The following is a 19993-nucleotide window of genomic DNA, read 5'->3' on the forward strand; positions in this document are numbered from 1 at the left end:
GCCGCGCCTTCGTTTGATTGCACTCAAGATTTTCCGCAGGAAGATTCACATGATTCTGGCTGTTCGTTTCACTCGTTCCAAACTCTGCACCGGCCTGTTGATGGGCCTGACCTGCCTCACCGCCCTCCCCGCGCTGGCCGCCAACGATTCCGGTTTGCTGACCCGCAGCACGCTCAGCGGCGACTGGGGTGGGTTGCGCCACCAACTGGATGAAGACGGCATCAAGTTCAGCGGCGACTACAGCGGCGAAACGGCTTACAACGCCGACGGCGGCCTGCATCGCTCGGCGCGCTACTCGCAAAACATCAAGCTTGGCGTGCAGTTCGATCTGAGCAAGCTGTACGGCGTGGACAATGCGGGCAAGGTGCAACTGACGATCAACGATCGACGCGGCAGCAGCGCCTCGGAAGATCTCGTCGGCAACCGTCTGCCGATTCAGGAAAACTACGGCGGCCTTTATACCCGTCTGACTGAACTGAGTTACGAGCGCAGCCTGTTCACCCCGGCACTCAACGTCAAACTCGGCTATATGGCCATGGGCAACGATCTCGGCGGCCTCGACAGCGGCATCCTGTGCAACTTCATGAACGCCGGTTTCTGCGGCCATCCGCTGAACATGTCCGGTGGCAGCGGCTGGACCAACTACCCCAACGCGCACCTCGGCGTGCGCGTGAAATACGACTTGTCGCCCTCGTGGCAATTGCGCGTGGCCGCGTTCAATGTCGACCCGCAAAGCAACGGTAACTCCAGCCGCGCCTGGCACCTGGGCCCGAAACACACCACCGGCACCGTGGTCCCGATCGAACTGGTGTACAAGCACGCAGGCGAGCTGCCTGGCGAGTACAAAGTCGGTTATTACTACGACAGTTCCGATGTCAAACGCATCGGCAGCGACGATGAAGTGTCGGGGCGCGGCGGTCATTATTTGCTGGTCGATCAAGCCGTATGGCGATCGCAGACGTCCGAAGGGCGCAGCCTGCACGCGTTCGGCCAGTATTCGGCGGCGAGTGAAGCGGCTTCGCCGTTCAGCAAGTGGTACGGCACCGGCGTGGTGTTGTACAAACCATTCGAGGGTCGCCCACGTGACACCGTCGCGTTGGGCTACGGTCGCGCCGTGCCGAATCCGCGCAGTCGCGACGTGCAGCGGGACGCCGCATTTGCCAATGGCGAGGCGTTCCCTGATCTGCACAGCGCCGAGCAGCTGATCGAACTCGGTTATGGCTACCAGGCCACGCCATGGCTGACCCTGCGCCCGAACATGCAATACATCATCGAGCCGGGCGCTTTCTCCGGGCAGGACATCGACAATGCGCTGGTGTTGGGCTTGCAGGTAAAAGCCGCGCTCTGACCCTGCGGATTTTCCTTAACGACCCCAACCGTTTCATCAACGCCCCCCCTGTAGGAGCTGCCGAAGGCTGCGATCTTTTGATCTTGCTTTGAAAAAACAACATCAAAAGATCGCAGCCTTCGGCAGCTCCTACAGGGGTTATCGGTTTGCCCGACAACCGCCCGTGCGCCGGACGGTTATCGGTTTGGCTGACAACCGTCCGGTGCATGGGCCGTTTTTTCAGGCTTGATCCAGCGCTTCCGCCACGCCCCGATCCTCGCCGAGGAAGCCGCCGCTCTGGTGCTGCCAAAGCCGCGCATACACGCCATTCTTCGCCAGCAATTCGCTGTGGGTGCCCTCTTCGATAATGCGTCCTTCGTCCATGACGATCAGCCGGTCCATCGCCGCAATCGTCGACAACCGATGGGCAATCGCGATCACGGTCTTGCCCTGCATCATCTGGTCGAGACTTTCCTGAATCGCCACTTCGACTTCCGAATCCAGCGCGCTGGTGGCCTCGTCGAGCAGCAGGATCGGCGCGTTCTTCAGCATCACTCGGGCAATCGCCACGCGCTGGCGCTGACCGCCCGACAGCTTGATCCCGCGCTCACCGACCAACGTGTCGTAGCCGCTATGGCCCATTTTATCGCTGAGCTGGCTGATGAACTCATCGGCCTGAGCGCTGGCCGCCGCACTGCGGATTTGCGCGTCGGTCGCGTCGGGGCGGCCGTAGGCGATGTTGTCGCGAATCGAGCGGTGCAGCAACGACGTATCCTGCGTGACCATGCCGATGGCGCTGCGCAAACTGTCCTGGCTGACGTGCGCGATGTTCTTGCCGTCGATGCGGATCTCGCCGCGGTCGACGTCGTAGAACCGCAGCAGCAGGTTGATCAGCGTGGATTTGCCGGCGCCGGAGCGCCCGACCAGGCCGATTTTTTCCCCGGCGCGAATGTTCAGGTTCAGGCCATCGAGCACCTGACGCTCGCCGTTGTAATTGAAGCTGACGTTGTCGAATGTCACCGCGCCACCGGAAGTCTTCAGCACGCCGGCACCCGGCGCGTCCTGCACTTTGGTGCCTTGGGTCAGTGTCGCCATGCCGTCCTGCAAAGTGCCGATGCTTTCGAACAGCGAAGTCATTTGCCACATGATCCAGTTCGACATGCCATTGATGCGCAACGCCATTGCCGTGATTGCCGCCACCGCCCCGGCGCCGACCTCGCCCTGATGCCAGAGCCACAGCGCATAACCGCCCGCCGACATGATCAAGCCGACCACCAAGGCCTGATTGACGATCTCGAACAGACTCACCAGACGCATCTGGCGAAAACCGGTTTGCTTGAAATCCTCCATCGCCGCGCGAGCAAAATGCGCCTCGCGATTTGAATGAGAAAACAATTTCACCGTGGTGATGTTGGTGTAAGCGTCAGATATACGCCCGGTCATCATCGAACGCGCGTTCGCCTGCTCTTGCCCGACCTTGCCCAGACGCGGCACGAAATACGCCATGGCCAACCCGAACAGAATGACCCAGGCCAGAAACGGCAGCATCAATTTCAGCGCAAAACCGCCGGCCAGCGCGATGATCGCAATGAAATACACGCCGATCCCGGGCAGGATCTCGATGAGGGTAAACAACACGTCGCGCACCGCGAGCGCCGTCTGCATTACCTTGGTCGTCACGCGGCCGGAAAACTCATCGGAGAAAAACGACAGGCTCTGGCGCAGCATCAACCGGTGGAAATCCCAGCGCAGCCGCAGCGGCAGGTTAATCGCCAGAATCTGGTGCTGCACCATCGTGCGCAACCCGACCAGCGCGACGCTGGCCACCATGACGATGCCCATCCCCCATAAAACCCGGCTCTCCTGCGCCGCCGCTTCGCCGCCGGCCTGCCAGGTCGACAGCAGATCGACGACCTGCCCGAGAAAGGAAAACAGCCACGCTTCATAGATCGAAACCGTGGCGCTGAGCACCGCCAGGGCAAGCACATAACCCCGCGCACCACGGGTGCACGCCCAGAGAAAGCGCGCCAGTCCGGTGGGCGGTGGCGGCACCTCGTCAGGCGGAAACGGGTCGAGTCTTCGTTCGAACACACGAAGCATGGGGGTTCTCCAAACCGATCAAATTAAAAAGGATTCTGCCATCTATTGGTGCGCGGGAGGTCTTTGTAAAAAAGTATGTGTGCAGCGAATCACGCGAAGTGGTCGCAAAGCTGGCTAGGTGCTATCATTCGCACCCTCTTTGGACTTATGCACTTACAAGGCTGTATACGAATGACTTACCTGCGCTTATTTCTTGCTTCCGCCCTGATCGCTCTCTGCACAGGCTGTGCTTCCCCCGCTCAGATTTCCGGCATGTCGGTGTCTGCCGACCAAGCCACAGTCAGCCCCTACGACTCGCAACTGAAAAAGAACGTTCAACTTTCCGAGGTCAACGGCGGCGACAAAACCAACCCATTGTGGACGTCGGAAATCGAAGGCGCTGACTTCGGTGCCGCACTCAAGCAATCGCTCGCCAATGCGGATCTGCTGGGCAACGACTCGGCTACCTATGCACTGCGCGCCAATCTGCTGCGTGTCGACCAGCCAATCTTCGGCCTCGACTTCGAAGTCACCAGCGAAGTGGAATACACGTTGATCGAGGCCGCCACGCAAAAAGTGGTGCTGCGTGAAGTCATCCGGACGCCGTTCACGGCCGGTTTCGGGGATTCCGTCATCGGCATCAAGCGTCTGCGTCTGGCGAATGAGGGTTCGGCTCGAGTCAACATCATCGCCATGCTCAAGCGCCTCAGTGATCTGAAAATCGAAGCCAAGCAAGTTGCGTTGAAGAACTGACGGTTTCAAGCGTCGTGCCGATGCCCCCTGTACACCCCGGGCATCGGCGCGCTGCGCCAGGATGTGACGTAACAAATATTACTGATACTCCCTCGCTCCAATCCCCCGCATGAACGCCGGATGATCCTGCCGTCCATTCTCGCAATACCCCTCCCCAACCTGTCGATTGCATAGAACTGTCCATCCAGCCTGAAGCTGTCGCCAGCCTTTTGCTCGACGGCCGAGCTATTCGCCCCAATCCTCGGGATTGGCAGGCTATAACTTTATGAAACACAGACGGGTTGGTTTCACGAAGGCAAAAACACGAGATTTAAATCGGCCAGCGGTGAATTATTTCGTGTCTTCATGTATCTCAGCCACAAGAGCCGCGCCATCATTGAGATGGCATCGTTGCGGCGACATGGATCAGTAAAGAGATAATCGCGATGAAACCACGCAAGAAAACCGTCAAGCCGATCGGCTTGAACGACATCACCATTGTCGACGACGCCAAGATGCGCAAGGCGATCACCGCCGCCGCGCTGGGCAATGCCATGGAATGGTTCGACTTTGGTGTCTACGGCTTTGTCGCCTACGTCTTGGGCAAGGTGTTCTTCCCCGGTGCCGATCCCGGCACGCAAATGATCGCCGCGCTGGCGACGTTCTCGGTGCCTTTCCTGATTCGGCCGCTGGGCGGTCTGTTCTTTGGCGCCTTGGGCGATAAGTACGGACGGCAGAAAGTCCTCGCTGCGACCATCGTGATCATGTCACTCAGCACCTTCGCCATCGGCCTGATTCCGTCCTACGCCACCATCGGCATCTGGGCGCCGATTCTGCTATTGCTGGCGAAAATGGCGCAGGGCTTTTCGGTCGGTGGCGAATACACCGGCGCGTCGATCTTCGTCGCCGAATACGCGCCGGACCGCAAACGTGGGTTCCTCGGCAGTTGGCTGGATTTCGGCTCGATCGCCGGTTTCGTCCTCGGTGCCGGTGTGGTGGTGTTGATTTCCACCATCCTGGGTGAAGAGCAGTTCGAATCGTGGGGGTGGCGCCTGCCGTTCTTCCTTGCCCTGCCATTGGGGATGATCGGCCTGTATTTGCGTCACGCCCTTGAGGAGACTCCGGCGTTTCAGCAGCACGTTGAAAAACTTGAACAAGGCGACCGCGAAGGCCTCGCCGGTGGCCCGAAAGTGTCGTTCAAGGAAGTCGCCACCAAACACTGGCGCAGCCTGATGACCTGCATCGGCGTGGTAGCGGCGACCAACGTCACCTATTACATGCTGCTCACTTACATGCCGAGCTACCTCACGCATAACCTGCACTACAGCGAAAACCACGGCGTATTGATCATCATCGCCATCATGGTCGGGATGTTGTTCGTGCAGCCGCTGATCGGCTTCATCAGTGACAAAATCGGTCGCAAGCCTTTTATTGTCGTCGGCAGCATCGCCCTGTTTATCTTCTCCATCCCCGCGTTCATGTTGATCAACAGCGGCAGCCTCGGCCTGATCTTCGCCGGGTTGCTGACCCTCGCTGTGATACTGAACTTCTTCATCGGCGTGATGGCTTCGACGCTGCCGGCGATGTTTCCCACGCACATTCGATACAGCGCGCTGGCCAGCGCCTTCAACGTGTCGGTGCTGATCGCCGGCCTGACCCCGACCGTGGTCGCCTGGCTGGTGGAAAGCACCAACGATCTGTACATGCCGGCGTATTACCTGATGGTCATTGCCGTGGTCGGCCTGGTAACCGGCGTAACCATGAAGGAAACCGCCAACAAACCCCTGCGTGGCGCGGCGCCTGCGGCGTCTGATCTGGAAGAAGCCAAGGAGTTGCTCCAGGAACATCACGACAATATTGAACAGAAAATCGAAAACATCGACGCCGAAATCGCCGCGTTGGAGGCCAAGCGCAAGGAACTGGCGCAGCAGCATCCGCGCATCGACTGACAGACCGTCAGCACGTTGCTGAGCTTCAGCTAGCCTTGAATGCGCAATCGCACGTCATTCAAGGAGCCGTCATGTTCAAGTTCATCAAGACCACCGTGATCGGTGGTCTGCTGTTCATCCTGCCGCTTGTGTTGATCGTCGTGCTGGTCGAAAAAGCCATTCACCTGTTGCGCGGGCCGGTGGAAAAACTGCTGCCCATGTTCAAGAACTATGACGTGGCCGGCGTTACGCTGATCAGCCTGGCGACGTTGATCGGCCTGATCGTGCTGTGTTTTCTCGCCGGGTTGCTGGCACGCACTTCACTGGCGACCCGCGCCATGGCAGCCACGGAAAACAAACTGCTGAGCAATTTGCCGGGCTACCAGTTGTTCAAGGACACCACCGCACGCTTTGCCGGGCTGGAGAACGAGGACGGTTCCAAAGTCGGCATCATTGCCGAAGGCGACGGCTGGCGCCCGTGTCTGATTGTCGAAAGCGTCGATGACTGGCTGACGATCTTCATGCCCGACGGCGGCCCTGCCGGGGGCACCTCTGGTGAAGTGCGACTGGTGCCCGCCAGCGAAGTGATCGTCACCGAGCTGTCGTGGCTTACCCTGGCCACGGGGTTGCGCCGTGGCGGTCGCGGTATGTTCGCTGCGATCCAACCCTGGGTGCCGAAAGCCTGATCACGGCGCGTTGACCACCACATACGTCACATCGCTGCCCTGGTACTGCGGCTGGTACCAGGTCGAACCGCATTGCATGTAGGCAACGTCGTAGCGAATCACCTGCACGCAACTGCTGGGCATTTGCGCTGGCGTCAGGATAGAACCGACCACTGCCGCGGTGACTGCAACGGTTGCCGTCACCGCGGCGGCGGTTGCGATCGGATGATAGTGATCGTCGTAGCCATAACGGCCATGCCCGTCGACATCGATGTCGACGTCGCGATGGTTGTCGATGTTGACGTTACGGTTGACGTTGCGATTACGGTTGCTGTTATTGACGTAAGTGCGATTGCCGACGTTGTTGCCCGCCGCGACCCGATTGCCCGAATGGACTCGATCAACGGCGGTCGCCCGGTTATTCGCGTTCACATGCTGGGTGCGTTGCGGCGCATGCATGCGCTGCGCTCGTTGCGCATTGGGCGCGGGTGCGCGATTGACATGAGCACGAGCATGGCTCTGCGCACGCTGGCCACGGGCATCTGCCTCGGCGACCACACCCGCGGTCAACAGCGTTGCGGTGGCCAGCGATATCAGCAAACTCCACTTCATCGACTTGTTCATCTCACTGCCCTCCCTGATCGCTGGCTTGCTTGAACGCAATCGCGACATCATCCTTGGCCGGTTTGAACGTAAACAGCGCATCAGGAATGTTCGGTTTGAGGTTCCACTGATAGATGGCGGTGTATTCGGGGTAGGTCTTTTCGTCCGTCGTGGTGATCACCAGTTTGCACGGCAGCGGTTTGTCCGAGCGGGTCAGCCACAACTGCCAGTCGATGCCCTCCTGGCGGAACGCCAAGTGGTCGCAGAGCTGACCCTTGATGATCGACGGCCCGACGTAAAGCGCGGCTTGCAAGGCATCGATCTGCGCCTGATCGCTGCCGAACAGAAACAGATCTTCCATCGGCACTTGCACGCCGTAGTAATTCTCGACCTTGTGCAGGGTTTCGCCAACGGTGGCCGGTGCGTCGACGGTGGTGTAGTACTTCAGATAGGGCGAATACTGAGTGAGTTTTTTGCCGTTGTAGAAGAACTCCCGCGTCCGCACATCACCTTCGCTCTTGGCGTACAAGCGGTCATGGCCGACCACTTTCAAGGTGTTGACCGACTCGGTCTTGATCTTCTGCCCCGACTCCAGAACCGTGTCCCGCGAGACCTGCGCGTCGACCTGGAATTTCGGCAGGCTGCGCAGGTAATCGCCCATGTCGATGAGCTTGTCGACCACCTGCGGATTGACCAGCGGCGTGTCGTCCGCTGCATCGGTGGCCGGTGTGGCCGGTGTCGCGGGCGGATCATCGGCGCGGACTCCCGGCGCGAGAACCAGCGTGAACATCAGGCAGACCATACTGACTGGGGCTTTCATCGGCTCCGCTCCTGTCCCTGCGTTGGGCGTGACGCCCGAGTGGGCGACTGACTGTCCAGCCTAGACGCCAGTATCGGGCTGCGCCAATGCGCGTATGTCCCCACAAAACCCAGCCCCAATGAAAAACCTGTGGCGAGATGAAAGCTGCCGATATGGATACGACCGACGAATACGCCCAGAGCAATCGCCAGGAACACGCCGATCTCAGGATCAGCGCGTAACGCGTGGAGGATGAATTCCGGCATGGACGAACTCCCTTGGGCTGACAATCATTGATCCTTTGGTTCTTGAGCCGGCGCGGTGTACCACTTGTCTCTGGGCACCTTCTTCTCTTGTTGCGGATCAGCCAGATAATGCGGCGACATGATTTGCACGTCGTACTCGTTGAACACGTCCTGGATATTGGCGTGGAGCATGCTCAGCAACACCGCGCGTGGTCGCGGCTGGCTGGGAATGGCCTGTGCCACCAGCCGGTACTCGGGATAAAAGTCCGACAAGGCCGTCTGGAACACTTGCGCCGGCGGATCCTCGAGAATGCCCGGCGTGCGCTGCGCGGCCTCCAGCAACATCGCCTCGACCTGACGCCACGGCGTGTCGTAACCAATGGTGACGATCGTGTCGACCACATACCCGGGGCCTTGTACGGTGCGCGAATAGTTCTTGGTGACGGTGCCGGTGATCATCGAGTTAGGCAGGGTCAGCACTTCGCCCAGACCGGTGCGAATGCGCGTGGTGAACATGCCCAGTTCGGTCACGGTGCCTTCGTACTCGCCAATCCTGACGAACTCACCGGGGCGCAAGGTGCGTGTGTAGGTCAGGATCAATCCGGCCGCGGCCTGACCCACGACGCTGGTGGCGCCGAGGGAAATCATCAGGCCGATCAACACCGACAACCCCTTGAACGCATCGGTGCCAGCGCCTGGCAGATACGGATAGGCCATGGCCAGTGCAAACAGCCAGATCGCCAACGCGGTCAGGCGTTGCGTCGGTTGCAGGGTTTCGTGGTTCAGCCAGCTGAAAGTGCCCGGCATGGCCATGCGCCGCAGGATGCGCCGGGTAAACGCGGTAACGCCGCGGGCAATGAAGAAAATCGCCAGCGCCACACCCAGACCGGGAATCGCCCCGACAATGCCTTGCACCAGGTAGCCAAGCAGTTCAAACAGGTAATTATTGAGGCTTTCTCCCCAGGGCCGTGTGTAGGGAAATCGCGACAGCACAAAACCCAGCCATTCGTAGGTCAGCAGCAGGATCACCAGCCAGCGCAGCAGCAAGAGCAACCGGCTGACCAGCGGATAGAGAAAGTTCGAGTCGATCAGTTGCACTCGTCCCACCCTCAGCGCCTGGGTGTGCCGCTCCATTAGCGCCGGAAGCCTGGCCAGCAACTTGCGCCGCAGGTACGCCAGGCACCAGAGCAGACCGAGATAGATCAGGGTTGCCACCGCCACCAGCGCGAGCGAGCGCAGGATCATCTCGATATTGCGTGCCTCACGGGTTTCCGTGACGACCTGACGGAGTTTCTCCGCCGCGCCTTCAGCGGCCTGTTGCACTGACGAATAGGCGAGGCTGTCGACATCCTGCGGCGCGACGATGAACGCGCGCTTGTCGCCGATCAACACCATGTAGCTGTTCTGAATCGCGTCGGTGCTGATGTTCAGCGCCGCGTTCTCGTCCAAAGCCTCGCTGATGACCATTTTTGCGCGTTTGACCCGAGACGCCGGAGCCTCGCCCAGAATGGTCGCGCGAAACAGCATGATGCTGCGGTTGGCGACCTTCAACTCCACCGCTTCATCGGCGGGTTTTGTCGCCTCGTCGATCGCCCAGCCCACCCCGCTCCACAGCACTGCAAACACCACCATCGATACCGCCAGCAGCCTGCTTCGCATGCGCCTGTTTCCTTACGCCCAAGTGTCAAAGAGGGTTACGTAAGCCAGCGTAGTCGAGCGATCAACGCCTGTCAGATTTGCCCCGGGAGTTAAATGTCACAGCAGATTTTCCGGGCCGCTATGAGCCCGGATCACATCCGCCCCGCTCGTCTTTACGACCAATCAACTGGTGCGCTGGCCGATTCGCGTCTAAACCTGATGCACGTCCCCGTTTATAAGGAAGTACCCGGATGCGATCGACACATTCACTGATGATTCTTGCCTTGGCCGGTAGCGCCGGTCAGGCGTGGGCGGGTGGTATTCAGCTGTATGAGGCCGGTCAGGAAGGCGCCGGGCTGGCCAATGCGGGCTCGGCGGCGCTGGCGACCGAGCCGAGCGTATTGATGAGCAACCCGGCGGGCATCGCCGCACTCAAAGGCACGCAGATCACCCTGACCGGCCAAGCGGTGTTCGGTGGCCTGGGCTTTGATCGGGACGGTGACAACGATTTTTCCGGCAATGAGGGCGGCAATCCACTGCCGATCCTCCCCGGCAGCAGCTTTTTCATCAGCCATGAAGTCAATGACCGCGCCAGCATCGGTTTTGGGCTGTACGGCAATTTCGGCCTGAGCGTGAAGTACGACGACGACTGGGCCGGGCGCTATTTCACTCAGGAATCGACATTGATCGGCATTTCGATGCAGCCGACCTTCGCCTACAAAATCACCGACGACCTGTCGATGGGCATCGGCCCGCGTCTGGTTTACGGCTATTACTACACAAAAATGGCCATCGACAATAACGCCTTCCTGCCGGGCACACCGTTCCAGGAAGATGGCAACCTGCAGTTCAAGGACACCGACACCGGCGTCGGCCTTAACCTCGGTCTGCGCTATCAACTGGACCCCCGCACCACCATCGGCCTCGCCTACACCAGCAAGGTCAAGATGGAATTCAAGGACGCGCCGTCAACCCATGGCGTGCGTAATCCGCTGCTCAATCTGGCCTTGTCACGACTCGATGTCGACGAGCTGGAAATCGACATGAACATCCCACAAACCGCGACCCTCAGCATCGCCCATCAGTTGAACGAGCAATGGACGTTGCTCAGTTCGGTGAACTGGCAGGACTGGAGCGACTTTGCCGACATCGCGGTGAACGTCGATACGGCGCTCGGCGATGTTTCCCGTTCGGTCGACCGCAAGTATCAGGACACATGGCACTTGTCGATCGGCGCGCAAAATCAGATCAGCCCGAAACTGCGCTGGAACATGGGCATCGGCTACGACAGCTCCGCCGTCAAAGACAAGGACCGCACCGTCGACAACCCGATGAACGAGACCTGGCGATTGGCGACGGGCCTGAGCTACAAACTGGCCGAAGACACCGACATCAACCTCAACTACACGCTGGTCTGGTTGGGCGATATGGACGTGCAGCAAACCAAGCGCAATGGCCAGACGCTGTCGGGCAGTTATCCCAACAGCGCGCTGCACATCGTCGGGGGTGGCGTGACCTGGCGGTTTTGATGCCACGACCTGCAATTATGTCGACTGAGCCACCGCCATCGCTTGCAGGGCAAGCTCCCACAGGGGTCTGAGCCGTTCAGTGATCTCGCGATTGCCACGAGACCTTGTGGGAGCTGGCTTGCCAGCGATGAGGCAAGCACAGTCAGCGTCTTCATTGACTGAGCCACCGCCATCGCTCGCAGGGCAAGCTCCCACAGGTATCTGAGCCGTTCAGGGATCTTGCGATTGCCACGAGACCTTGTGGGAGCCAGCCCTGCTGGCGATGGCGTCAGTGCAATTCAGCACATCGGCTCAATCTTGTAAGCGGATATTCTTCGATCATTCGGCCACTTCAATTGCTGGCCACTGACCATGATCGATCATGCACTTTCGCGTTTCAGCCTGCTCGCCCTGCTCTGCAGTCTGCACGGCACAGCCAGCGCGAGCGGTTTCCTTGATGACGCGAAGACCGAGGTGCTCAGCCGCAACTTCTTCCTGAGCAATGACTACCGAACCCCTTCGCCCACCGGCAAAAGCTATAAACAGGAATGGGCGCAAGGCTTTATCGGCACGTTTACATCAGGCTACACATCGGGCAGCGTGGGATTCGGCATCGACGCCCATGCGTTCCTTGGCTTGAAGCTCGATGGCGGCAGAGGCCATTCCGGCACCGGTCTGTTACCGGTGAACAGCAGCGGTCGCAGCGAATCGGATTACTCCGACGCCGGCGGCGCGTTCAAATTGAAGGTTTCGCGCACCACCCTCGCGTTCGGCGAAATGACCGTCGAAACACCGGTATTCGACACCTCCGACAAACGCCTGCAACCGGAATTCGCCACGGGGTTTCTGATAAATAGCCGCGAAATCGACAACGTTAATCTGCAGGCCGGACACTTCACCGCCTTCAAAAACCAGGACAGTTCTTCCGGCCATGGCGACTTCTATGGCTACGGCGCCAACACCGAAGCCGGCGGGATCAGCTTCCTCGGCGCCGACTTGTTCGGCGACAGCCCCGTCGGCGGTTCGCTGTTTGCCTCGGAGCTCAGCGACGCCTGGCACCAGTACTACGGCAATCTGCATTTCAGACAATCCGGCGTGCTGCTCGACGCCAACCTCTATCACACCCAAGACACCGGTCGGGCCGTGGCCGGCGCGATCGACAACACCGCATTCAGCCTGTCCGGCAAATACACCTTCGGCGCGCACGGGATAATGCTCGGCTGGCAACGTATCGATGGCGACACGCCGTTCGATTTTGTCGGCGGCGACTCGATCTACCTCGCCAACTCCATCAAATACGCCGACTTCAACGGCGCCGGCGAACGCTCGTGGCAAGCGCGCTACGACCTCGACCTCGGCGTCTTCGGCATCCCCGGCCTGACCTTCATGACCCGCTACGTCTCCGGCAACCACATTGACGGCACCCACGCGCCCAAGGGCGGCGCGTACAACCCGTTCGATCCCGACAGCGGCGCATATCAGCCGCAGCAAGGCGCCGGCGGCAAACACTGGGAGCGCGATATTGATTTGAAATACATCGTGCAATCGGGAGCGGCGAAGGATTTGTCGGTGCAGCTATCGCACGTTTCGCACCGGGCAAATGATGCGCAGGCCGGGGATGATATTGACCGGATATATGTGGTGGTGCAGTACCCGTTGGGGTTTTGAATCCGCGCGTTCATTAACATCTTGAACAGAAGCGTTTATGTAATTCGGCGCTCCACAACCCTAACATCCTTCGCGATTTTGATAGCTTGACCGACAGGCCTGAATGCTCGATGGCGCACCAATAGTATGATAATTTGCACGGAACCGACCATCTGCCTGGAGGCCCTAATCATGGGAACCGTACGCAAAACCATTACCGTCACCGACCAGCAAGACAGCTGGATCAAAGCGCAGATTGAAGCAGGTCATTACACCAACGATAGCGAATACATTCGCGATCTTATCCGCCGAGAGCAAGAGCGTAGCGCTGAAATTGACACGATCCGCGCAGCGCTTCGTGAGGGTGAGTCCAGTGGAAAACCTCGCCCATTTGATTCCGTTGCATTCAAGCAGAGAATGTTAACCACGCATGACTGAATATCGTCTGACGCCCGCTGCCGAAGCTGACCTTGAGGCAATCTGGATATACACCGTGCGCCAGTGGGGCGTGGATCAAGGCAATAATTACATCGACGCCCTGACCTCTGCATTCTTGCAGTTGGCCGAGCGCCCGAAAACAGCGCCGGCCTGCGACGACATACGTGCAGGCTACCGCCGTTGTCGGGTGGAGCGGCATATGATTTATTTTCGAATCACTGCTTACGGGATTGCGATCATCAGAGTCTTGCATGACCGAATGGAAGTGCAGCGCAATCTCTAATTCGCCCCTTTTTACTCTCGATAAATCTAATCGATTGAAAAAACCGCCATCGCGAGCAGGCTTGCTCTCACAGGAAGCATAAGTGTGTCTGAAGGTGCTCTGTTAATTGGCGGAAGGCAGCCGGAGTCGAACCTGCCCGGGAACGGATGCCGTCCCCAACCGGGTTTGAAGCCCGGCCGCGCCACCGGGCGCGATTGCCTTCCTTGAACTCAGTGTGTATCGGGGTTGGCCAGTGCGTTGTCGGGGCGAATCTGCCGGGATTCGCCGATGCGTCGGGTCAGGCCGAGACGGTCGAAATATTCCAGATACTGAATACAGCGTTTGCGTCCCAAGCCTAGCGCATCGCGGAAGGTTGTCACCTGGATCGGTGGATTTTCCTCGGCGAGCTTCAACAATACCGCTGCCATTTGCCGCAATTGCACATCGTACATAAACAGATCGCGCACCACTTGGTGCATCAAGCCCAGCCGCGCCAGTTTGCGCAACAGCAGACGTACCACGGCATCCTCCTGGCCAAGCGTTTTCGCCACGTCTCGTACCCATGGCGGATCGAATCCTGCGCTTTCAAACAGCGGCTGCATCTGCTGCCACAAGGTTTCGTCATCAGCATTCAAGCGCACCTGATGGTCGGGAAGATGCAGCCACGGGCCGCTGGTGGTGATCGCGCCCGCTTCGCGCAATTCATCGAGCAGGCTGGCAAACGTTGAACGTTCCAGCGCCAGTCCGCTGAAGCGCCGCAGGCGGTCGCGGTCCGGGCCCATCTGATCAGGCTCCAGCTCATGAAACTTCGCCAGTTGCTCGAGCAACATAAATTTCAGTTGGCCCCAACGCTGGACGTTGAACAGCACGGGGCCTTGGCGGGTATCGATCAGGCGCACGTTGGCCGGCAGCATCCAGTCGGTGCGGGGCCGATTGAATTGGCGTTCAAGTATTTGCGGATCGAGGCCCGATGCGCTGTGACCAAGCAACACCGGCAGCACCTGTTCGAAACTGTCGCTGTGAGCCAAGGCGTGGAGTTGCGCAAGACGTTCGGGACTGCGCCGACGTCGGGCCGGGGCGAACGGGTCGAGTACGCGCCCGCCGCCAAGGGTGCGCTGGGCACTGGCGTCACGGAGGATCAGCCGATCGCCCTTCACTGCATGCACCGGTGCGTTGATCAGCAGCTGCGCAAACATGCGCTCGCCGGGGTTCAAGCGTGGGCCTTCAAGCAACGCGACGCGGGCAATCACATCCTTTGTGCCAAGGTGCACATGCACCGGGTGAAAGTGTTCGAATGTGCGTTCGCCGGGCAACAGTTGAAACTCGATGTCGACCCGCTGCGTCGGTGCGTGCAGCCATTGCGTCAGCAACCACTGGCCGCGATGGATCTGCGCCAGTTCAAGACGTTCGCCGCTGATATTCAACGCCACTCGTTGTCCAGCCAAAGCCTGTTCGGCAGGTTGATTCTGCGCGTGCAAGCCGCGGACCCGCACCGATTTTCCAGAAGGCCCAAGAGTGAGCTTGTCTTCGACGGAAATCATCCCCGACAGCGCCGTTCCGGTGACCACAATCCCCGCACCGGCGACACTGAAGGCGCGGTCGATGGCCAAACGGAAACCACCTTCGCGACTGCGCTCTTGCACTTTATGTTGCTCGCCCACCAGCATTTCACGCAGAGCATCGACACCCTGCCCGGTTACGCTGGAGACGATCATCATCGGCGCGTCGGCATACGGGCCGGGCTCCAGTAAATCAAGGATCTGCCGCTGAATCTCTTCCACTCTGCCCGCCTCGACCCGGTCACACTTGGTGATCGCCACCAGCGCCCGAGGGATGCCGAGCAGTTCGACAATCGCCAGATGCTCGCGGGTCTGCGGCATCACGCCGTCGTCCGCCGCGACTACCAGCAGCACCAAATCGATACCTTGGGCGCCGGCGAGCATGTTGTGGGTGAATTTCTCGTGGCCGGGGACGTCGATAAACCCGGTCAGGCCCGCGCCGGGTTCGAGTTCCGCGTAGAGGTAGCCAAGATCGATGGTCATGCCACGCTCGCGTTCCTGCGGGCGGCGGTCGCCGGTTTGTCCGGTCAGGGCTTGCAGCAGCGAGGTCTTGCCGTGGTCGATGTGCCCCGCCGTGCCGACAATCATGAATCAACCTGCAACTGCGGCAATTGCGTGAGCCACGCCGGTTCGTCGTCGAGTTGGCGCAGGTCCAGCCACAGCGCGTCGTCGTCGATACGACCGAGCACGGGGATCGGCAAGGCCCGCAACGCGGCTTCCAGATTCAGCAGGCAACGCCCGCGCAAGCGCTTGGAGACTTGTGGGCGGCAGCGCAGCGCCGCACTCGGCAGACGCGCCACCGGTTGGCTGCCGCTGCCGATCATGCCCAAGGCCTCAACTGCACTGACCTGCCAGCGCTCACCTAACAAGTCAGCCATCAAGGGCTGCAAACGTAAGGACTGGGCGAAGATGTCAGCTTGCGGGCGGGTCAGCAGGCGCAGGCTGGGCAGACGTTCAGCGAGGCGATCCGGATCGCGGTACAAACCCAGCACTGCCTCCAGCGCCGCCAAGGTCAACTTGTCAACCCGCAAGGCGCGTTTCAGCGGATTCTTCTTGATCTTCGCAATCAGCTCTTTACGCCCGACGATCAACCCGGCCTGCGGGCCGCCGAGCAGTTTATCGCCGCTGAAGGTAACGATGTCCGCGCCATCGAGCAGCGCCTGACGCACCGTTGGCTCTGCGGGCAAGCCCCACCGTGTCAGATCCAGCAGGCTGCCGCTGCCGAGATCCTCCAGCAGCGGCAAGCCATGCGCGTGCGCCAACGCAGCCAGCTCAGCGGTCGGCACGCGGGCGGTAAACCCTTCGATGCTGTAGTTGCTCGCATGCACGCGCATGATCAAACCGCTGCGTGGATTGATCGCTGCTTCGTAATCGCGAGCATGGGTGCGATTGGTCGTACCGACTTCATGCAGTCGTACGCCGGCACGGGCCATGATGTCGGGGATACGAAACGCGCCGCCGATTTCGATCAGCTCGCCGCGAGAAATGATGCCTTCCTTGCGTACGCCCAGACTGTTGAGCGTCAGCAGCACCGCAGCGGCATTGTTGTTGACCACGGTGACGGCTTCGGCACCGGTCAGTTCACGGATCAGGCCCTCGATCAGATCATCACGGTCGCCGCGCTTGCCGCTGGCCAGATCGAATTCCAGATTGAGCGGATAACGCGCGGCCATTTGCACCGCTTCGATGGCTTCGTCGGGCAGCAACGCGCGGCCGAGATTGGTATGCAGCACGGTGCCGGTGAGGTTGAACACCCGGCGTACGTTGCTGCGCTGTTGCCGGTCCAGACGCTCACCGACGCGGCCGGCGAGCACTTCGGGACTGATTTCGACGGATGATAATTGCCCGTTCAAAACGCCGGGCCGCAATTCATCGAGCAATTGCCGCAAACTCGCCAGCAACGACTCACGGCCGTGGCGTTCAAGTAACGGCGCACACGCCGGGTGCCGCAACAAACCATCAATGGAAGGTAACCGCAGGGACATCAGCCACTCCTGGAAACAGATCACTGCGCCAGAGTGTAGACCCTTCGTTCACTCGTCTCCGGGTGCTAGCAACAAGTTCGGCGCCAAGCGCTGATAACCGTCCTGCGCCAGGCGCATGTCCAGCAGCAGACTGCCGAGATCCGCCGACAGCGCCTCGGCCTCGGCATCGTTTTCCAGATAAATCAGTTTCAGGTAACTATTACAGCCCGGACAGACTTCAGCACGCAGCGGCGCCTGATTGGCCGCGTGGCGATCGTTCTCGAAGCTCAGGTAATCAAGGCCTTTGCTCGATTCGCAATACACGCACTTGACTCGCACCACATGCCATTCACAGGCGCACAGCGAACACACCAGATATCGCAAACCGTTGTGTTTGCCGCGATGGCGGATCACTCCGGCCATGGCGGGCGAACCGCAGGCCGGGCATTGGCTGAGGCTGTCGCCGGGTTGCAGTTTCAGGTCAGCCGCGCTGAGCAACCAATGGCTCCACGCCGTCTGCAGCGCCGCGCCGAGAAACGGCACCAGTTGCGCCGGCACCAGTGAATATTGGCCGCTGACCAACGCCACCGCCCATGAACGCAAGTGGCCGGGACTGGCAGCGCGTAGCGTGTCCACCGCCGCAACAACAGCGGGCTGAGCCACAGGCTCGTAACGCTGAAGAAAAACCTCGAGGTAAGCCTGCCAACCTTCTTCCCGCACCAATGTGTCGGCCGCAAACGGCGGCAAGCCATGTTGCTGACACGTCTCGATTCGCTGCGCATCCAGCGCACTGTTCGACGGTGGATCATCGAACACCTGCTGCTGCACCCGGCACAAACCCGCGATCAACCGCAAGTATTCAGCCAGCGCATGCCCCTCGGCCAAATGCTCGAGGCGTTGCGCACGCAGCGTGAACAGATTGCGTGGCGGCATATACAGAAACGGCGGCGAACTGGCCGCCGCTTCGATTTCCCCCGGTTCGAGAATGGTCGGCAAAAGTCAGCCCTTTTTGGTCAGCGGTCGCTCAGGCACGTCGCGAGGCTGTTTCTCGCGGGTCACCTCGCGGTACCACAGTTCATGATGTTTCTTCGCCCACGGCCGGCTGACCCAGCCATGCAGCATGGCGTCCACCGAACCCTTGATCCACAGACCCGCGTAAATATGAATGATGATGCTCAGCACCAGAACAAAACCCGCCAGCGCATGTAAAAGCATGGCCCAGCGGATCACGCTGATGCCGAAGTACGCACTGAACCAAGCGCGCCAGATCACCAGCCCGGTGAACAGCAAACCGAGCATGCACAGCAGTAAAGTCCAGAACAGCAGCTTTTGCCCGGCGTTGTATTTGCCCACCGGCGGCACGCTTTGTTCGTCGTTGACCATGACCCGATTGATCCGCCGCAACCACTGGCGGTCATTGGCGATGAAAAAGTTGGTGCGCCAGAAACTGAACACCAGGCCGAGAAACAGCACAAACATGGCGATGCCCATGTATGGGTGCAGGATCCGCGTCCAGGTGCCGCCGCCAAACAGGTTGCTCAGCCAGAACAGCGATGGATGAAACAGCGCCAGCCCCGACAACCCGGCCATGAAAAACAGGATCGCCACCAGCCAGTGATTGGTGCGCTGGTTGGCGCTGTAGCGCAGGATCGTCTTGTTGCTCATGGTCGCTCCTCCCCGCGTGGATCGAAGGTGTGCACCGCCGGATCGACGACGTGCACCGAGGTGTCCGGCGCTGGCGGATGCTCATCCTCTTCGACACGATTCGGCCCGATGCGCACATAGTGAAAGAACCCCGCCAGCACCGCCGCGCCCATCGCCAGCAGGCCCAGCGGCTTGCTGATGCCTTTCCACAAGTCCACCAGTGGACTGATTGCGGGATGATCCGGCAGCCCGGCGTAGATTTTCGGCGTGTCGGCATGGTGCAGCACGTACATCACGTGCGTGCCGCCGACTCCGGCCGGGTCATACAGACCGGCATTTTCGAAGCCACGGCTTTTCAGGTCGACGATCCGTTCGGCGGCGTGTTCCTTCATGTCTTCCTTGGTGCCGAAGACGATGGCGCCGGTCGGGCAGGTCTTCACGCAGGCCGGCTCAAGCCCCACCGCCACGCGGTCGGAACACAAGGTGCATTTGTAGGCTTTGTGATCTTTCTGCGAAATGCGCGGAATGTTGAACGGGCACCCGGTGATGCAATAGCCGCAACCGATGCAGTGATCCTGATCGAAATCGACGATGCCATTCGCGTGCTGGATGATTGCGCCGGGGCTCGGGCACGCCGCCAGACAACCGGGTTCGGCGCAGTGCATGCAGCCGTCCTTGCGGATCAGCCATTCGAGGTTGCCGGCGTCGGTCTCGTGCTCGGTGAAGCGCATCAGTGTCCACGAATCCGCCGTCAGATCCTGCGGATTGTCATAGGTGCCATGGTTGTGCCCGACCTCGTCGCGCAGCTCGTTCCATTCCGAACAGGCGACCTGACAGGCTTTGCAGCCGATGCATTTGGTGGTGTCGATCAGCTTGGCGACCGCCTCCTGATTGCGCACCGACGGCGGCACCGTGGTGGTGGCCGAGCGGGCAATGATGTCTTGGCTGGCCATTT

Annotated in this window: 18 protein-coding genes and 1 tRNA gene; 8 read left to right on the plus strand and 11 right to left on the minus strand. The window is 60.0% G+C overall.

Annotation, left to right across the window (positions count from 1 at the left end; all coding sequences use genetic code 11):
• Positions 1–49: 49 nt before the first annotated feature.
• Positions 50–1348, plus strand: coding sequence for a carbohydrate porin (locus EL257_RS14065; protein WP_126363472.1), 1299 nt, complete (start codon positions 50–52; stop codon positions 1346–1348).
• A gap of 219 nt (positions 1349–1567) precedes the next feature.
• On the opposite strand, the gene EL257_RS14075 is transcribed toward EL257_RS14065, so the two are convergent.
• The gene (locus tag EL257_RS14075; RefSeq protein WP_126363474.1) at positions 1568–3427 is read right to left on the minus strand and encodes an ABC transporter ATP-binding protein; all 1860 of its coding nucleotides are present in this window, start codon (positions 3425–3427) and stop codon (positions 1568–1570) included.
• Between the two features lie 252 nt (positions 3428–3679).
• Here EL257_RS14075 and EL257_RS14080 point away from each other — a divergent pair, with 252 nt between their 5' ends.
• The 3 genes from EL257_RS14080 to EL257_RS14090 all read left to right on the plus strand — a co-directional run bounded on the left by EL257_RS14080 (position 3680) and on the right by EL257_RS14090 (position 6752).
• Positions 3680–4159, plus strand: a complete 480-nt coding sequence (locus tag EL257_RS14080) for a hypothetical protein (protein ID WP_126363476.1) — start codon at positions 3680–3682, stop codon at positions 4157–4159.
• A gap of 425 nt (positions 4160–4584) precedes the next feature.
• Complete coding sequence (proP, locus tag EL257_RS14085) at positions 4585–6087, plus strand: glycine betaine/L-proline transporter ProP (protein WP_126363478.1); 1503 nt, start codon at positions 4585–4587, stop codon at positions 6085–6087.
• Between the two features lie 71 nt (positions 6088–6158).
• The gene (locus tag EL257_RS14090; protein ID WP_126363480.1) at positions 6159–6752 is read left to right on the plus strand and encodes a hypothetical protein; all 594 of its coding nucleotides are present in this window, start codon (positions 6159–6161) and stop codon (positions 6750–6752) included.
• Here EL257_RS14090 and EL257_RS14095 read toward each other — a convergent pair whose 3' ends face one another.
• The 4 genes from EL257_RS14095 to EL257_RS14110 are packed head-to-tail and all read right to left on the minus strand — an operon-like array spanning position 6753 to position 10037.
• Positions 6753–7355 (minus strand): hypothetical protein, encoded by a 603-nt coding sequence (locus EL257_RS14095; protein WP_126363482.1) that lies wholly within the window; start codon positions 7353–7355, stop codon positions 6753–6755.
• 1 nt (position 7356) lies between these two features.
• The gene (locus EL257_RS14100) at positions 7357–8154 is read right to left on the minus strand and encodes a DUF2092 domain-containing protein (protein ID WP_126363484.1); all 798 of its coding nucleotides are present in this window, start codon (positions 8152–8154) and stop codon (positions 7357–7359) included.
• Positions 8151–8399, minus strand: coding sequence for a hypothetical protein (locus EL257_RS14105; RefSeq protein ID WP_126363487.1), 249 nt, complete (start codon positions 8397–8399; stop codon positions 8151–8153). The genes EL257_RS14100 and EL257_RS14105 overlap by 4 nt, the downstream gene beginning before the upstream one ends.
• A 24-nt stretch (positions 8400–8423) precedes the next feature.
• Positions 8424–10037, minus strand: a complete 1614-nt coding sequence (locus tag EL257_RS14110) for a mechanosensitive ion channel family protein (RefSeq protein WP_126363489.1) — start codon at positions 10035–10037, stop codon at positions 8424–8426.
• A 230-nt stretch (positions 10038–10267) separates the two neighbouring features.
• Between EL257_RS14110 and EL257_RS14115 the strand changes: the two genes are divergently transcribed.
• The 4 genes from EL257_RS14115 (at position 10268) to EL257_RS14130 (ending at position 13892) form a co-directional block, all read left to right on the plus strand.
• Positions 10268–11545 carry an OmpP1/FadL family transporter gene (locus EL257_RS14115; RefSeq protein WP_126363491.1) on the plus strand — a complete coding sequence of 426 codons (1278 nt, stop codon included), beginning with the start codon at positions 10268–10270 and terminating at the stop codon, positions 11543–11545.
• A gap of 351 nt (positions 11546–11896) precedes the next feature.
• On the plus strand, positions 11897–13192 hold the full coding sequence (locus EL257_RS14120) for an OprD family porin (protein WP_126363493.1): 1296 nt from the start codon (positions 11897–11899) through the stop codon (positions 13190–13192).
• Positions 13193–13363: 171 nt separating this feature from the next.
• A complete protein-coding gene (locus EL257_RS14125) occupies positions 13364–13609 on the plus strand; it encodes a type II toxin-antitoxin system ParD family antitoxin (RefSeq protein WP_126363495.1) in 246 nt (81 codons plus the stop codon).
• The gene (locus tag EL257_RS14130) at positions 13602–13892 is read left to right on the plus strand and encodes a type II toxin-antitoxin system RelE/ParE family toxin (protein ID WP_126363497.1); all 291 of its coding nucleotides are present in this window, start codon (positions 13602–13604) and stop codon (positions 13890–13892) included. The genes EL257_RS14125 and EL257_RS14130 overlap by 8 nt, the downstream gene beginning before the upstream one ends.
• A gap of 107 nt (positions 13893–13999) precedes the next feature.
• On the opposite strand, the gene EL257_RS14135 is transcribed toward EL257_RS14130, so the two are convergent.
• From EL257_RS14135 to fdxH, 6 genes are all read right to left on the minus strand, one after another.
• Positions 14000–14095, minus strand: a tRNA-Sec gene (locus EL257_RS14135).
• A gap of 6 nt (positions 14096–14101) precedes the next feature.
• Positions 14102–16018, minus strand: a complete 1917-nt coding sequence (gene selB / locus EL257_RS14140) for a selenocysteine-specific translation elongation factor (protein ID WP_126363499.1) — start codon at positions 16016–16018, stop codon at positions 14102–14104.
• The gene (gene selA / locus EL257_RS14145) at positions 16015–17418 is read right to left on the minus strand and encodes an L-seryl-tRNA(Sec) selenium transferase (protein ID WP_172604554.1); all 1404 of its coding nucleotides are present in this window, start codon (positions 17416–17418) and stop codon (positions 16015–16017) included. Before selA ends, selB begins: the two co-directional genes overlap by 4 nt.
• 45 nt (positions 17419–17463) lie before the next feature.
• Positions 17464–18390, minus strand: coding sequence for a formate dehydrogenase accessory protein FdhE (gene fdhE / locus EL257_RS14150; RefSeq protein WP_126363503.1), 927 nt, complete (start codon positions 18388–18390; stop codon positions 17464–17466).
• 3 nt (positions 18391–18393) lie between these two features.
• A complete protein-coding gene (locus tag EL257_RS14155) occupies positions 18394–19059 on the minus strand; it encodes a formate dehydrogenase subunit gamma (RefSeq protein ID WP_126363505.1) in 666 nt (221 codons plus the stop codon).
• Positions 19056–19991, minus strand: a complete 936-nt coding sequence (fdxH, locus tag EL257_RS14160; RefSeq protein WP_126363507.1) for a formate dehydrogenase subunit beta — start codon at positions 19989–19991, stop codon at positions 19056–19058. Before fdxH ends, EL257_RS14155 begins: the two co-directional genes overlap by 4 nt.
• Positions 19992–19993: the final 2 nt, after the last annotated feature.

The organism is Pseudomonas fluorescens (genome assembly GCF_900636825.1).
GTDB classification, from domain to species: domain Bacteria; phylum Pseudomonadota; class Gammaproteobacteria; order Pseudomonadales; family Pseudomonadaceae; genus Aquipseudomonas; species Aquipseudomonas fluorescens_BG.